17 protein-coding genes are annotated in these 13,620 nt (G+C 71.5%); 7 read left to right on the forward strand and 10 right to left on the reverse strand.

The window, feature by feature from the left end:
• Nucleotides 1–18: 18 nt before the first annotated feature.
• The 3 genes from RBJ77_RS18980 to RBJ77_RS18990 form a co-directional block, all read right to left on the reverse strand.
• The gene (locus RBJ77_RS18980) at nt 19–681 is read right to left on the reverse strand and encodes a hypothetical protein (RefSeq protein ID WP_372346109.1); all 663 of its coding nucleotides are present in this window, start codon (nt 679–681) and stop codon (nt 19–21) included.
• 31 nt (nt 682–712) lie between these two features.
• Complete coding sequence (locus RBJ77_RS18985; RefSeq protein ID WP_372346110.1) at nt 713–1,480, reverse strand: class I SAM-dependent methyltransferase; 768 nt, start codon at nt 1,478–1,480, stop codon at nt 713–715.
• Between the two features lie 168 nt (nt 1,481–1,648).
• Nucleotides 1,649–2,824: an epoxide hydrolase family protein gene (locus RBJ77_RS18990; protein ID WP_372346111.1), complete on the reverse strand. Its 1,176-nt coding sequence runs from the start codon at nt 2,822–2,824 to the stop codon at nt 1,649–1,651.
• A 144-nt stretch (nt 2,825–2,968) separates the two neighbouring features.
• Here RBJ77_RS18990 and RBJ77_RS18995 point away from each other — a divergent pair, with 144 nt between their 5' ends.
• Nucleotides 2,969–3,556 (forward strand): ABATE domain-containing protein, encoded by a 588-nt coding sequence (locus tag RBJ77_RS18995; RefSeq protein WP_372346112.1) that lies wholly within the window; start codon nt 2,969–2,971, stop codon nt 3,554–3,556.
• Between the two features lie 31 nt (nt 3,557–3,587).
• Here the strand turns inward: RBJ77_RS18995 and RBJ77_RS19000 are convergent, their stop codons facing one another.
• From RBJ77_RS19000 to RBJ77_RS19015, 4 genes are all read right to left on the reverse strand, one after another.
• Entirely contained in the window at nt 3,588–4,697 is a 1,110-nt protein-coding gene (locus RBJ77_RS19000) for a hypothetical protein (protein WP_372346113.1), read from the reverse strand.
• Nucleotides 4,698–4,725: 28 nt separating this feature from the next.
• Nucleotides 4,726–5,178 (reverse strand): hypothetical protein, encoded by a 453-nt coding sequence (locus tag RBJ77_RS19005; RefSeq protein ID WP_372346114.1) that lies wholly within the window; start codon nt 5,176–5,178, stop codon nt 4,726–4,728.
• Between the two features lie 243 nt (nt 5,179–5,421).
• Nucleotides 5,422–5,787, reverse strand: a complete 366-nt coding sequence (locus tag RBJ77_RS19010) for an iron chaperone (protein ID WP_372346115.1) — start codon at nt 5,785–5,787, stop codon at nt 5,422–5,424.
• A 40-nt stretch (nt 5,788–5,827) separates the two neighbouring features.
• A complete protein-coding gene (locus RBJ77_RS19015; protein WP_372346116.1) occupies nt 5,828–6,397 on the reverse strand; it encodes a hypothetical protein in 570 nt (189 codons plus the stop codon).
• A gap of 280 nt (nt 6,398–6,677) precedes the next feature.
• Between RBJ77_RS19015 and RBJ77_RS19020 the strand changes: the two genes are divergently transcribed.
• From RBJ77_RS19020 to RBJ77_RS19040, 5 genes are all read left to right on the forward strand, one after another.
• A complete protein-coding gene (locus RBJ77_RS19020; RefSeq protein ID WP_372346117.1) occupies nt 6,678–7,403 on the forward strand; it encodes a hypothetical protein in 726 nt (241 codons plus the stop codon).
• A gap of 93 nt (nt 7,404–7,496) precedes the next feature.
• Nucleotides 7,497–8,096, forward strand: coding sequence for a trypco2 family protein (locus RBJ77_RS19025; protein ID WP_372346118.1), 600 nt, complete (start codon nt 7,497–7,499; stop codon nt 8,094–8,096).
• A 52-nt stretch (nt 8,097–8,148) separates the two neighbouring features.
• Nucleotides 8,149–8,979, forward strand: coding sequence for a PTS sugar transporter subunit IIA (locus RBJ77_RS19030; RefSeq protein ID WP_372346119.1), 831 nt, complete (start codon nt 8,149–8,151; stop codon nt 8,977–8,979).
• A 50-nt stretch (nt 8,980–9,029) separates the two neighbouring features.
• Complete coding sequence (locus RBJ77_RS19035; RefSeq protein WP_372346120.1) at nt 9,030–9,452, forward strand: PTS transporter subunit IIC; 423 nt, start codon at nt 9,030–9,032, stop codon at nt 9,450–9,452.
• A 4-nt stretch (nt 9,453–9,456) separates the two neighbouring features.
• On the forward strand, nt 9,457–9,675 hold the full coding sequence (locus tag RBJ77_RS19040) for a PTS transporter subunit IIC (RefSeq protein ID WP_372346121.1): 219 nt from the start codon (nt 9,457–9,459) through the stop codon (nt 9,673–9,675).
• A gap of 137 nt (nt 9,676–9,812) precedes the next feature.
• Here RBJ77_RS19040 and RBJ77_RS19045 read toward each other — a convergent pair whose 3' ends face one another.
• A complete protein-coding gene (locus RBJ77_RS19045) occupies nt 9,813–9,995 on the reverse strand; it encodes a hypothetical protein (protein WP_372346339.1) in 183 nt (60 codons plus the stop codon).
• On the opposite strand from RBJ77_RS19045, the gene RBJ77_RS19050 reads away from it, so the two are divergent.
• Nucleotides 9,982–10,239, forward strand: a complete 258-nt coding sequence (locus RBJ77_RS19050) for a PTS transporter subunit IIC (RefSeq protein ID WP_372346122.1) — start codon at nt 9,982–9,984, stop codon at nt 10,237–10,239. The two genes, RBJ77_RS19045 and RBJ77_RS19050, sit on opposite strands and share 14 nt — an antisense overlap.
• Before the next feature lie 2,076 nt (nt 10,240–12,315).
• Here RBJ77_RS19050 and RBJ77_RS19055 read toward each other — a convergent pair.
• Together RBJ77_RS19055 and RBJ77_RS19060 are read right to left on the reverse strand one after the other, a co-directional pair.
• Complete coding sequence (locus tag RBJ77_RS19055; RefSeq protein WP_372346123.1) at nt 12,316–12,744, reverse strand: hypothetical protein; 429 nt, start codon at nt 12,742–12,744, stop codon at nt 12,316–12,318.
• 602 nt (nt 12,745–13,346) lie between these two features.
• Nucleotides 13,347–13,499: an NAD(P)-binding domain-containing protein gene (locus tag RBJ77_RS19060; RefSeq protein ID WP_372346124.1), complete on the reverse strand. Its 153-nt coding sequence runs from the start codon at nt 13,497–13,499 to the stop codon at nt 13,347–13,349.
• Nucleotides 13,500–13,620 lie beyond the last annotated feature (121 nt).

Here is a 13,620-nt window from a genome sequence, read left to right on the forward strand (position 1 = left end):
CGGGCGGCGGGCGTCGGGTCATCCGATCCGCTCGATGTCCGCGGCCAGATCGGCGAGTTCGACGTCCGGGTTCAGTCCGGCGACGAGCTGCCGCGTCAGGGGGCGCCCGGTCAGCACGGCACGGACCGCCTCGGCGTCCACGGTCGTCTCGTAGTAGTCCGACGCCCACGCCGCGTAGGCCTGCGGCGAGCGGTCGACGAGGAGCTCGAAGAGGACGTCCGCCCCGTCCGGGTCGCCGTCGCCGCCCTCGGGGAACTCGACGGCGCCCGCCCGCCAGGCGGTGTCGCCCGCCTCCCGCCACAGGCAGCACGTGACGGTGGGCACCCCGTCCTTGTCGCGGAAGGCCGGTTCGCTGACGTACGCGCGGAAGACGTCCGGCACCTCGTCCAGCACGCCGGGCCACACGGCGGGGACGTCCGGGCTGGCCCACGGGCTCATGAGGGACCGGTGGTCGAAGCCGCGGACGTACGCACCGGCGGCCGAGAACACGATCGAGAACTCGCTGCCCATCCCGTCGCGCATCGACGCCAAGTGCTCACCCTCGGCCCAGTGCGCGTCGAAGGAGAAGAACCGGTAGTCCCACTCCGGGCAGAGCACGGCGTCCAGCGTCGCGAGGCCACGGCAGTGGTCGCGCAGGTCCTCGATGCCCGGCAGGGCCCGGGCCACCTCGTGTACGGTCACGCGACCATTCCACCGCACCCCACCGACAGTCTCAGACGTCGCGCCGGGCCGTGTAGACCATCGCCGACATCGACGCCGTCACCGGTCCTGTCCCCAGCCGGTCCGTCATCTCCCGGGTCACGGCGGCCCGGACGGCCTCCGCGTCACCGCGAGCCGCCACCGCCGCGCTCACCGGCGTGCCGGTGAGGAACCCGGTGGCGACGGAGGCCGCCGACTCCGCGACGCCGTCCAGCGTCACTTCCTCCGCCGAGTCCAGCACCAGCCCGGCGGCGGCCAGGTCCGCGGCCACGACGTCCGGATCGCTGTACCCGTGCGGCACGTCGGGCAGGAAGGAGGGCGCCCCTTCGGGGATCGCCGCCTCGAGAGCGGCCTGGAACGCCGCCCCGAAACCGTGCGAGGCCAGCGGGCCCCAGCTGCTGAACAGGAACCTTCCCTGCGGGGCGAGGACCCGGCGCACCTCCCCGTAGGCGCCGGGTCTGTCCGGGAAGAACATCACCCCGAACTGGCAGACGACGAGGTCGAAGGCGCCGTCCGCGAACGGCAGCTCCTGGGCGTCGGCCTGCCGCCACCGTGCCCGCGGCTGCCGGGCCGACCCGCACTCGACCATCGCCTCGTTCAGGTCGGTCGCCACCACCGAGGCGTCGGGCGCCCCGGCGAGCAGCTCCGACGTCAACGCCCCTGTCCCGGCGGCCAGTTCGAGGACGGCACGGGGCCGCAGTGCTGCCGCCCTGGCCGCCAGATCGGCGGCGAAGGGACTGAAGAACACCGGTACCAGGTAGCGCTCATAGGCCTCGGGCATGGACCGCGTCCACCGCCGGTTCGCATCGTCTCCGCTCACGGGGCCGACGCTACTGGGCGGGCCCCTCCGCGTCGCGGACACGGAGGTGTCGTCGTGTCGTGTCGCGCCGTTTCGCGCCGTGCCGCGTGGTGCCGCGGCGTGCCGCGGCGTGCCGCCTCGAACCGGTGTTCAGCGGCCGGCAGCCGCCAGTACTGCCGCGAGGCCTTCTCGCAGATCCTCGACGAAGTACTCGGGGACCTCCAGCGACGGGAAGTGCCCCCCGGCTTCGGGCGTGCGCCACCGGACGATCTGCCGGTACCGCTCCTGCGCCCAGGCGCGCGGGTACTTCTCGATGTCGCGGGGGTACATGGTGACGGCCGCCGGGACGTCGACCCGGAGTTCGGGGTCCAGGGAGTTGTGGCTCTCGTAGTAGATGCGGGCCGCCGATGCTCCGGTCCGCGTCAGCCAGTACAGGGTGACGTCGTCGAGGATCCGGTCCCGGGAGATCGTCTCGAACGGGCTGTCCTCGGTGTCCGACCACTCGGCGAACTTGTCGAGGATCCAGGCGAGGAGCCCGACCGGCGAGTCGACGAGCGAGTAGCCGATGGTCTGCGGCCGGGTCGCCTGCTGCTTCGCGTACGCCGCGCGCTGGCGCCAGAAGTGGTGGGTCTCCTCGGTCCACCGGCGTTCGACCGCCGTCAGCCCGTCCGTGGTCAGTCCGGGCGGTCCCTCGGCGAACGTCGTGTGGATGCCGAGGACATGCGCCGGGAACCGGCCGGCGAGCACGGTCGTGATGTTGCCTCCCCAGTCACCGCCGTGCGCCAGGAAGGTGCGGTAGCCGAGCCTTCCCATCAGGTCCACCCATGCGGCCGCGATCCGTTCGGTGCCCCATCCGGTGGCGGCCGGCTTGTCGCTGTGGCCGAAGCCCGGCAGCGACGGGACGACGACGTGGAAGGCGGGCGCGTCCGCGTCCTTCGGGTCCGCCAGCTCGTCCACCACGTCGACGAACTCGGCGATACTGCCGGGCCAGCCGTGCGTCACGATCAGCGGGGTGGCATCGGCGCGCGGGGACCGGCGGTGCAGGAAGTGGATGCCCAGGCCGTCGACGGTCGTGCGGAACTGGCCGATCCGGTCGAGGCGCTCCTCGAACGACCGCCAGTCGTACCCGGTGCGCCAGTAGTTCACGACGTCGACGAGGTCGGCGAGGGGAACGCCCTGGTCCCATCGGCCGGGGCCCGGCCCGGCGCCGTGGACCGTCTCGGCCTCCGGCAGCCGCGCCGCGGCCAGCCGCGCGCGCAGATCGTCGAGGTCGGCTTCGCTCGCACGGGCTTCGAATGCCTGCACGTCGCTGCTTGGGCTGGACATGGAACCTCCTGGCCATCGCGGAACCGGCTTAGCCGGTTCTAGCACGCATCCATGGCGCCTTCAACCAGGCGGCCGAGGCGCTTCAGGAAGGCCGCAGGTCACGGCGTCGGAACCCGGAACTTCCGCCTGGGCTAAGGTGGTTCCATGCCCGCTGAGTTTCCTGACTTCCGCCTCGGCACCGTGCTGGCGACCAGCTTCACGGGGACCCTCTCGGAGCGTCACGGCACACCTGTGGAGCGGATTCCCACGCCGCGGCGGCTCGTCGACTGGCTGGCGGTGAGCGGCCTGGCCGTGGACTCCTGCACCACCGCCCAGCTCGAACGCGCCAGGGAACTCAGGGAAGCGGTGCATGCCGCGGCGACGGCGGCCGCGCTCCACGAAGCACTCCCCGCGTCCGCTGTCGACGTCCTCAACGACGTGAGCGTCCGGGGCCGGGCCGCAGCCGTTCTGACGCCCGAGGGAAGCCGTCGATGGCGCCTTGACCCGGCGTCCTGCGTGGAGGACGCCCTGGGCGTCATCGCCGCCGACGCGATCGGCATCGTCGCGGGCGAGCGCGACGGAAAGCTGGCCCTGTGCGCGTCACCGACCTGCCGAGCGGCGTTCTTCGACAGCAGCCAGAGCCGCACCCGCAAATGGTGCGACATGAACACGTGCGGGAACCGCCAGAAGAAGGCGCGCTTCCACGCCAACCACCCCAGGACCGGGACTGCCGGGCGGACGGGCACCAGCTGATCCGGGGTGCTGCCGCTGGTCCACGAGGCCGCTAGAAGAGACCGCGCGACGTGTATTCCGGAAGCTTCTGGAGGATCTCGTGCAGCCATCGGCTACGGGCGGCCGGCAATCGGGCCATCGTGTGGTGGAACGTTCGCGCGTCCACCTGGAACAGGGAGTTGGGGCGCGGTGGGAGCGGGTCGTCGCGCACGACGCCGCCGGGCAGACCACCCGAAGCGGGGGTCGGCAGGTGCGGCCGCGGCGAGGTCAGCCACAGCCATATCCCGAGCGGCAGCGGAACCAGGTGGGTCACTGCCGTCGGATCGGGCGGTGTCCAGGTTAGGCCCGTCCGCGGATGGACCGGTACGAGGAGGATGTCGGCGCCCGCGTCAGGTGCGGGCCGCCCAGGCCCGGCCAGCACCGCACGCCGACTCGGGCCACCCGCGGGAAGCATGGCGTCGAGGGCACGCTGGAACACGTCGGCGGTCAGGCCGCCCGGCACCGTGACCGGACGCCGTTCGGACGCCGCCAGCAGGTGGGCCAGAGCCTTGCCGGCCGCCGCTTCCCACCGCGGACTCCACGACCAGTAGTGACTCCTTCCGAAGCGCCCGCCTCCCCACGTGCCGATCGGCTCCACCGGCGGCGTGCTGTGCACCGTCCCCACCAGTTCGTCCCAGGAGAGCTGCGCATCGTCCGCACCGCCAACAGGCAGGCGACGCACGGCAGTCGGCTCCAGCCACACCGCCTGCCAGAGCGAACAGTCGTCGAGCCGCGTCGCCACGGGCCGGCCACACGCCTCGCAGACCGCATTCGGCCCGTCCCTCCCGTCGAGGCCGCAACAGGCCCCGCCGCCCGCCTCCGGAACCAGGTGGGTACCCCGGACATCACCCGGGGCGACCACGACCGCGCCAGGTGCTCCCATGGACAGGGACCAGACCGGCGCGTAGAAGCCGCGGGCCTCAGCATCGCCCGCGTCGATCTCGTCCCACATCAACCAGGGAGGCCCCGAGGGCTCCGGGTCCACGGCGAACGTCCCCGCCTCCATGAGGACCGGGAGTTGGGCCCCGTTCCCGTAGATCTGGTGGGCGTGAACCGGAAGGGCGACCTCGGTCACGGGGACGGTCAGTTCCGCGTCGCAGCGGGCACAGACGAACACGAACAAGAAGCCTCCGCACGCAGTCGCCCTGCAGTCAGGAGAACCAGACGACGAGCCGCACGTTGGCCGCCCCGTGCAGCTCGCTCAGCAGCCGCATCACGCTCCAGGCGGGCCCCCAGTGCGTGGCGTCGCCCGCGGCCTGGGCGCGGGTTCGGGTACCGCCGAGATCGGTCTCCTGCCAGTCGACGCGCAGCAGCTCGGACCAGGTGATCCATGTGGGGCCGTACACGTCCTCGGGCGCTCCGCCGACCGCGTGCTGGGCGGCCAGGGCATCGGACGCGTCGGCCGGCAGCCCCCGGTTCTCGGCGAGAGGGCGGAAGCCGTACGAGTTACGGACCCCGAACAGGCAGGCCAACGCGTCGTAGGCGTTGCCGACGTTGAGCAGCCACAGTTCGACGGCCGCGTACCAGACGGAGTCCTCGTCATCGGGACCCCACAGGCGCGCGCCCGGCCTGCATTCGATCAACCCGTCTATCTCGGTGGCCATGCCGGGATCCTGCCTCCTCCACCGGAGGTCGAGCACCCGATTTTTCGCTCAGCCGGTGGTGGTGAGGGCCTGTGGGTGCAGGGTGCCCAGGGTGTTCTCCGGAGTCCGGCTGCTGCGAGTGCGAGGTCCTCGCGGTGGTGGCGGGCCACGAGTTGCACGGCCCAGGGCAGTCCGTCGGGGCCGATTCCGGTGGGGATGCTGATCGAGGGATGAGAAGGGCCGCCGCCCGGGCGGCGGCCCGGCTCAGCAGACGGTGCCGGGCCGTGTCGCGGTCGCTCGCAGCAGGTCCCGCAGGAGGACGAAGTCCATGGACTGCACCGTGCGGAACCGCAGGCATCCCTTGCCCATGTCCTGACCCGCCAGCCGTTCGGTGAACGCCTCGCGCACGTCGCTGCGCATCAGGTAGAAGGAGACGTACTGCTTCTGGCTGGCGAAGGCGATCTCGGGGACACCGTCCCGCTCGTACGCGGGCATGCCGTACGCCATGACCTCAGTGAAGCCCGTCAGCTCCTGGCGGCACAGCTCCCGCAGTCCGGTCAGGGCCTCCCTGCGCTCGTCGGGCACCTCGGCCAGGTATGCGTCGACGTCCTTCGCGGCACTCTGCACCATCCGACGACGCTAAGCCGCCCGCTCGGTCCTCAGCAACCGGTCACGCCCGAGGGGGCTGGGCATCGGCCTCCCACGTCTCGACGACATGACGTGCCGCCCGGGCGTACGCCGTCGCCGGTGACGTGGGATCGTCCAGGACGTCGCGCTCGCGTGTGCACTCCCACTCGACGTGGGTCGCGGTGTCGACCAGTTCCCCGGCCTCGTGCGGCGGGAGCCCGTCGACCGACATCGTCGCCATCAACCGCTCCAGGTCGTCCCAGCGCTCGGGGGCGACACTGCGCACCGCCTCGATGAACTCCTGCGGGATCCTCGGTGCGGTGGGGCGGGTGGGCGTGTAGAGGACGTCACCGGTGTCGCCGTCGGTCACCGTGAACCGGCCGACGGGTCGCAGCAGTCGCGTGCTGCCGTCGTAGCGGGTCAGGGTCAACTCGACCGCGCCCGTGTCACCTCCGCCGATGTCACTGACCACGCCCTGGTGCCGCGTCCCGCGCTCCGCGAGGTCGTCGTCACCGGTCCGCCGGTCGTCGAGGACGACCCGGCGGCCACGCAACGCGGCCCAGTCGCATGGTGCCAGGTCAGTCGATGTGCCGCTGTCGGGTGTGCTGCTCACGACTCCCCCAACGGCCGACCGGCCACCGGGACACGAGGTGAGGCCTGCCGTTACCCGTATGCCAGTTCACTGAACAGTCGAGTTACCGCACGTACGCAGAGCCCGGTTCTCGACGGAGACGAGTCACTCGATCCGCCCGGAAGGGTTCACTCACTGACAAGCCGCCTACACTCAAGCAGGCCACAGGAGTTGCACCGTCCACTTGTGCCGGGACTGGTCACGCCCCGTGGCGGGTGTGTACCCCGGCTTCCGCGAGACGCACTGACGAAAGGGCCCCACCATGTCGAACAGTTCCGCCCAGCCTTCCTCCGACCTCACCAGCCGTTACACCTCCCAGCTCACCTCCGACCTCGCGACCGTCAACACGGAGATCGCCGCGCTCGAGGAGCGGCTGGAGATCCTGCGCAAGGACCAGGAGTTGCTCGCCGGGATGCAGCAGGCGCTCTCCGGCAGTGACACCGAACTCCCCACCGCCCCGGCGGCCGCCATTCCCGCGCAGACCAAGCCCGAGGAGACCGCGCCGGCCGAACCCGCGACCGCGTCGAAGGCCGACTCGAAGTCCGAGCCGAAGGCCGAGTCGAAGGCGAAGTCCGCGCCCAAGTCCCGCGCCCAGTCCACTCGCTCCGCGGCCAAGTCGGCCGGTTCGGCCAACTCGACCAAGGCGCCCAAGCAGGCCAAGGCGAGCAGGACGGCCAAGGCCGTGAAGTCGTCGAAGCCCGCCAAGGCCGCCGCCAAGGACTCCGGCCCCACGCTCGTCGACCTGGTCCGCTCCTGCCTGACCGAGCAGAGCGAGCCCCGGTCCGCCACCGAGATCACCCAGTCCCTCACCCAGGCCCACCCCGACCGCACCATCAAGACGACCGTGGTCCGCAGCACCGTGGAGGCCCTGGTCGCCAAGGGCCACGCGGAGCGCAGCAAGCAGGGGACCTCCGTCTTCTACACGGCGGCCTCCCCCGCCGCGGAGCCGGCACCCGTCGCCGCCTCCGCCGCGCCGGAATCGGCCTGAGACCGTCCGTTCCCACCCTGACTCCTCAGGTCCCAGAGGCGGCCCGCACGCACACTGACACCGATCTGACACGGCATCACCTACCGTGCGGGCATGGGGAACAACGGGGAAGCAGAGGGAACAGGGTTCGGCCTGGAGCAAGTACTGTCCGCACTGGGGGACGACTTGCGCCGCGCCAGTCAGCGAGCCGCCGCCACGGGCAATCCGTACGGGCTCGTGGTCCAGGAAGCAGAGATCGAGCTCTCGGTGACCGTCACTCGGGAGCGCACGACCCATGGGGACGCGAAGCTCAAGTTCCAGGTTCTTCCGTGGCTGTCGGGAGCCGAGGCCGGCGGCGGGCGCTCGGCCACGTCGGGCGACGCACGGGTGCACACGATCCGGCTGCGCCTGGGTCCCCCGCCGGGCCCGGACGGACAGCCGACGATCAACGTACGGCCGGGAACCACCGGCCATTCGACCGGGGAGGCGACTCAGGTCGCCGTCTCCCCGGAGCAGTCGATGCCTTTCCAGCAGCCCGTCGTCGAGCGCGACCCCGCACTGCAACCCGGCCACTGGCCCGACACGGCACGGCAGCCGGACCATCTGCCGGACGTCTCGGGCCGGCCCTGGAGCGAACACGAGCCGGCACCGACCCAGGACCACCTGACGGCAGGAGATCCCCCGACCGGGCCAGCGGGAATAACGAATCAGTAACGCGCGGTGTGGCGTCCGTGCGCTGGCGCGGCACGTCCACACGACTGCATTCATGAGCGAACTGAGTGAACTGATCCCCGTCGAGGCGATCCATCTCGACGTCGCCGCACCCGATTGGCAGGCCGCGGTGCGAACGGCCGGAAACCTGTTGGTGGAGACCGGTGTCAGTACGGACACGTACACACAGGAGATGATCCGCAACGTCGCGGAGAACGGGCCGTACATCGTCATCGCGCCCGGCTTCGCCTTCGCGCACGCCCGGCCCTCGCCCGCGGTGCGCCGCACCGGCATGTCCTGGGTGCGGCTCGCCTCCCCGGTGAACTTCGGCCACGAGACCAACGATCCGGTCCACCTCGTCGTCGCGCTCGCCGCCACCGACGCCGGTGCCCACACCGAGGCGATGGGCGCGCTGGCCCGGCTGCTCGCGGACTCCGACACCTCGGCGGCCCTCGACCACGCGGCGACACCCCAGGCACTGCGGCAGATCCTCGCGGGCGACACGGCCTCGACCGACACGGCCCCGTCCGACGCGGCCTCCTCCCCCACGGCCTCGTCCGGGGGCGGCGAGGCGGCCGCGCCCAAGAAGTCGGGCCATGGGATGCACAAGATCCTGACGGTGTGCGGCAACGGCGTCGGCACGAGCCTGTTCCTGAAGTCCACGCTGGACAAGGTGCTCGACCGGTGGAACTGGGGCCGGTACATCACCACCGAGGCAACCGACACCATCTCCGCGAAGGGCAAGGCGTCCGAGGCCGTCGCGATCATGACGTCGCGGGAGATCGGGCGCACGCTCGGCGACGTCGGCATCCCGGTGCGGGTGATCGAGGACTTCACCAGCACCAAGGAGGTCGACGCGGCCCTGCGTGACCTCTACGACGTCTGACCCACGCCGCCACCCCCGCTCCACCTGCCCTTTCCCCGTTCGGAGTTCCCATGAATGTCCTCGTGGACATCGCCAAGTTCATCGTCAACGAGATCCTGAGCGTCCCCGCGTACCTCATCGGCATCATCACGGCCGTCGGTCTCATCGCCCTGAAGAAGACGACGGGGCAGATCATCGGCGGCGCCATCAAGGCGACGCTCGGCTTCCTGCTGATCGGCGCGGGCGCCACGCTGGTCACCAACTCCCTCGCACCGCTGGGCACCATGATCACGGGTGCGACCGGCTCGCACGGCGTGATCCCCACGAACGAGGCGATCGTCGGCATCGCCCAGGCCGAGTACGGATCGCGCGTCGCGTGGCTGATGATCCTCGGCTTCCTCATCAGCCTGCTCCTCGCCCGGTTCACCCCGCTGTCGTACGTGTTCCTGACCGGGCATCACATGCTGTTCATGGCCACCCTGCGCGACACATGAGGTGATGGCCACGGCGGGAGTCACTTCCTGGCCGTGGTCGTCGTCGGCGCGCGCGCTCCTGGGCATCATGCTGGTCTCCATGCCCGCCTTCGCGCATCCGTGGACCAAGCGCGTCACCGGCAACAACACGGTCGCCGTCGGGCACTTCGGGACCGCCGGGTACATCGTCTCCGGGCCACCGGTCAGGTGGTCGGCAAGAAGAGCCGCTCCATCGGAGAGATGAACCTGCCCGTGCGGGCTGCGCTTCCTGCGCGACTCGATGGTGGCCTACCGCCCTGTCGATGGTCCTGATCTACACGATCATGGCCATCATCTTCCTCGCCAAGGTCGTGGCAGCAGAGGCGTTCAAGGCTCTGCGCTTCATACGGACGGCGGCGCGCGCTCGGCGACGCCGGCAACTACCTGATGGCGGCGCTCGGTCAGGGGCTGCAGTTCGGCATCGCCGTCGCCGTGATCCTGCTCGGTGTGCGCACCATCCTCGGCGAGCTCTCGTCCCACCGCCTTCCAGGGCATCACCGCGCAGAAGGTCGTGCCCGGCGCCATCCCGGCCCTGGACGCGCCGATCGTCTTCCCGTGTACGCGCAGAACGCCGTGCTCGTCGGCTTCTACCTGCTCGTTCGTCGGCGGCCTGGTCAGCCTGGGGCTGCTCGTCGCGCGTGTTCAAGCCCGCCTTCGGCACGGCCCTGGTGCTGCCCGGACTCGTCCGCACTTCTTCACCGGTGGTGCGGCGGGCGTCTTCGGCAACGCGACCGGCGGCCGGCGGGAGCGGCCATCGGCTCGTTCCTGAACGGCGTCCTGATCACCTTCCGCCCGCGTTCCGCCTCTCGGCGTCCTCGGCTCGTTCGGGTCGGCCAACACGACGTTCGGTGACGCCGACTTCGGCTGGCTCGGCCTGATCCTCGGCAACGTCGCGAAGGCCGGCAGCGTGGCGGGGATCGTCCTGATGCTCGTGGTCGGACTCGTCATCCTCGGCGCGGCGATCGTGTGGCAGAAGCGGGTCGTGGAGACCGGCTGGGACCCGGGCGCCAAGCGCGCCGCGCTGCCGCCGCCCGAGGACCGGCCCGAGCAGCACGACGAGAACGCGGGCGGCGAGACCGCCGTCTCCCGTACGTACGCGAAGATCGCTCCCGGCCGGGGCACCGACCCCGCCGCCCCCGCCGCTGCAGGACTGAACCCACCGGTGCCCGGGCGGGCCGCGCCGGTCTCCGGCGGCCCGCCCCTGCGCCCCAGCTACTCGTGCGTCACTGTTTCTCGCGTGCGGCCTGCCGGGCGAGGAACTCCTCGAGGCGCCGCCTTCTGCCTCGGATCCATGAAGCCCTGGCGGACGTTGCGGGCGCTTCTCCTCCAGCCAGCGCGCCTCGGCCGGGTCGAGGAGCTCGGCGGCGACCACGCCGTCACGGGCGACCGCCGTGCGCCCGCCCGCCCGGCGGCGGTAGAGCGTGAAGGGCCGAACTCCGCCGGAGATGCGCCGAGATTCCGGCTGATCCGGCTGATGCGGCTGCTCGAGGGTAGGCGCCGGCGCCCAGTGTTCCCAGAGCGCGCGCATGGCCGCCATGGCACACCAGCACGCCGTGGAGTCGCGGCCACACCGCCCTCCCACGCGATCGTGAGGGTGACGGGCTCGTCGACCGCCTCCGCCAGCCTCGAGCACCCGCTCCATCTCGTCGTGGGTCGCGTAACTCGCTTCGACATCGGTCCGACGTATTCCCATGTCGCACGAGGCTACTGGCTGCACGGTGCGGACCTGTGCCAGTCAGTGAGTCAGCGGGTCGGTGAGACAGCAGGTCGGTGAGACAGGCGGTCCCTCGGTCAGTCCCTGCGAGTCTGACCGGTACGTGGCGCAGCAGGTGGAGTTCCTCGGAGTCGAGCCGCCCTGGAGGCGGCGCAGCACCGTGTCGTCGATCTCGCCCGGTCACGCAGCGCCGACCACGACGGTCCGGCGTTCGGCGAGGATCGCCAGGCGCAGCGCGGTGCGCGTCGTCGGTGAGGCGCTGCGGGTGGAAGGCCAGGTCGACGGTTCCGCCTGGCAGCGCAGCGCGAGCGCGTCGGCCTCCGCCTCCGCCAGGCGACCCTGACCGCCTCCGCGACCTCGGGCGCGTGTCCAGCCGCTCGACGAGCACGGGGAGCGCGGCGAGCGCCTCGTTCAGGGCGTCGGACTCGGCGCGCCACTCCTCCCGCACCACCGACCGGTCCACGGGATCCGTGCCCACCGCACCACCCAGGGCAGGATCACCGACTGCGCCATCGTCACCACTGATCACGACACCGGTGACGAGCACGATCAATCCCGCGGTCGGGGAAGGGCGATCCGTCCTCCAGCGTCGAGGGGACACCGAGCGCGGCAGCCAGCGAGATCGCGCCCCGGAATCCCGGACAGGGCGCTGACGGCGAGCCGCCGCGCGGAGTACGTCGTCCCGGACGCGCGCGCGTGCCGCGCCGGGCGACGCGGAAGAACCGGCGGCACCACTGAAGTAGTACGCGAACCGCACCGCGATCAGCGTCCCGGCGACGGCGAAGCCGCCCCGAACGCCCGGGCAGCTGCTGGCCGCCCTCGTGCTCCATGACGGAGTGGACGAGTTCGACGCGCCGATCAGACGAACAGCGAGCCGTTGAGGAGGTACGTGGCGACGGTCCGGTAGTGCTCTGTGCCTGCACCCGACCTCGGCGCGCTCGGTGCGCGGTCCGCTCTGACTGAGCATCAGGCCGCACACGACGACCGCGACCACCCGGACGCCTCGGCGTACTCGGCGACGAGGTACGCGCGCTGAACGGGGTCAGCAACAGCAGCACCTGCCCGCGCAGCGCGTCCCCGTCGGCCGTCTTCGCCCGCAGCCGCTGCATCAGGACGGCGGACACGAGTCGATCAGGCACCGCCGCCGCAGCCGCCGAGGACGAACAGCCAGCTGACGTGGGGCACGGTGACGTGCTCGGTGCCGACGGTGACGCCGATCGCGATGCCGTAGACGACCAGCGCCGTACCGTCGTTGAGCAGGCTCTCCGCGCGCAGCAGCGTGATGTCGCGGCGGCAGGAGCCGGGCGACGACGCCGACGGCGGTCGCGTCCGTCGGTGCGACGAGCGGCGCCCAGCGCCCAGGCGGGGCCCTGTCGAGGCCCATCTCGTGGGCGATTTCGCAGGCGACGGCGCCCGCCGAGGCGAGCACCAGCACCGTCGCGGCGAGCGCGTCACGTCGGTGAGATGGCGGCGGATCTCCCGCAGCGAGGCGTTGAGGCTCTCCCAGAACAGCAGCGCGGGCAGGAAGAGCAGCAGCACCACCTCGGACGGCAGTTCCACGGCGCGCAGCGCGACGGCACGAAGCCGATCAGCACGCCGAGTGGTGAGCAGGACGACGGGAGGGCGACCCGCAGCCGCTCCCCCCAGGCGGATCCCAGCAGTACGGCGACCCCCAGCAGCACCACTCAGCACAAGGCCCAGCACGTGTTCCTCCGATCCTCGCTCTCTGCCGGAAACGGTACGGGGAGTTTCGGTGCCGGGTTCCCGCGTCACCTTCCTGGTGGCGCGTCCGGTTCGGGGCCGGGGTGCGGGGCGCGGACCGGTCGAGCAGCGTACGGAGCTCGGCGGCGCCCACGTTCGCGCCGAACGTCTCGTTCCCGGGCTGCAGGCGGGCTCCTTCGGCGAGCGGGCCGGCCATGACCGGGTCGAAGCCGAGCATGTCGACCAGGTGCGCGACGGAGTCGACGGCGTCGGTGTCGTCACCGGCGAGCGCGATGGCCCTGCGGTCCGCGGCGCCGGGCGCAGGGCGCCCTCCTCCAGGTCGTGGTAGCCCATGTGGTTGAAGGCCTTGACCACGTGCGCCCCGGTGAGAAGTCCTGCACGATCTCGCTGGACGAGGTCCGGGGTCGGTCAGGTCGTCGCGACGCCGTCGGTCTCCCACCTCAGTAGTTCATCGCGTCGATCACCAGCTTGCCGCGCAGGGCGTCGGCGGGGACCGTGCGGTACTTGCCGAGCGGCAGCGCGAGGACGACGGCGTCCGCGCCGGCCGCGGCCACCTCCCGGGCGGTGACCGCGACTGCGCCGGGCGTGAGCACTCTACCGTCAGGCGATCGCCGCCGGATCGCCCGAACCGCGATCAGCACCGGTATCCGGCGCGCAAGGCGAGCCGCGCGAGCACGGTGGTGCCGACCTTGCCGGCGCCCAGGATGCCGAGGG

The sequence above is a fragment of the Streptomyces sp. KL116D genome (assembly GCF_030766975.1).
Taxonomy (GTDB): domain Bacteria; phylum Actinomycetota; class Actinomycetes; order Streptomycetales; family Streptomycetaceae; genus Streptomyces; species Streptomyces longispororuber_A.

Excerpts from the sequence above, each read along its gene's own strand:
- RBJ77_RS18990 (WP_372346111.1), bottom strand. The coding sequence starts at position 2,824 with ATGTCCAGCCCAAGCAGCGACGTGCAGGCATTCGAAGCCCGTGCGAGC.
- RBJ77_RS19030 (WP_372346119.1), top strand. The coding sequence starts at position 8,149 with ATGAGCGAACTGAGTGAACTGATCCCCGTCGAGGCGATCCATCTCGAC.
- RBJ77_RS18995 (WP_372346112.1), top strand. The coding sequence starts at position 2,969 with ATGCCCGCTGAGTTTCCTGACTTCCGCCTCGGCACCGTGCTGGCGACC.
- RBJ77_RS19005 (WP_372346114.1), bottom strand. The coding sequence starts at position 5,178 with ATGGCCACCGAGATAGACGGGTTGATCGAATGCAGGCCGGGCGCGCGC.
- RBJ77_RS19020 (WP_372346117.1), top strand. The coding sequence starts at position 6,678 with ATGTCGAACAGTTCCGCCCAGCCTTCCTCCGACCTCACCAGCCGTTAC.
- RBJ77_RS19035 (WP_372346120.1), top strand. The coding sequence starts at position 9,030 with ATGAATGTCCTCGTGGACATCGCCAAGTTCATCGTCAACGAGATCCTG.
- RBJ77_RS19040 (WP_372346121.1), top strand. The coding sequence starts at position 9,457 with ATGGCCACGGCGGGAGTCACTTCCTGGCCGTGGTCGTCGTCGGCGCGC.
- RBJ77_RS19025 (WP_372346118.1), top strand. The coding sequence starts at position 7,497 with ATGGGGAACAACGGGGAAGCAGAGGGAACAGGGTTCGGCCTGGAGCAA.
- RBJ77_RS19045 (WP_372346339.1), bottom strand. The coding sequence starts at position 9,995 with ATGGCGCCGGGCACGACCTTCTGCGCGGTGATGCCCTGGAAGGCGGTG.
- RBJ77_RS18985 (WP_372346110.1), bottom strand. The coding sequence starts at position 1,480 with ATGCCCGAGGCCTATGAGCGCTACCTGGTACCGGTGTTCTTCAGTCCC.
- RBJ77_RS19010 (WP_372346115.1), bottom strand. The coding sequence starts at position 5,787 with ATGGTGCAGAGTGCCGCGAAGGACGTCGACGCATACCTGGCCGAGGTG.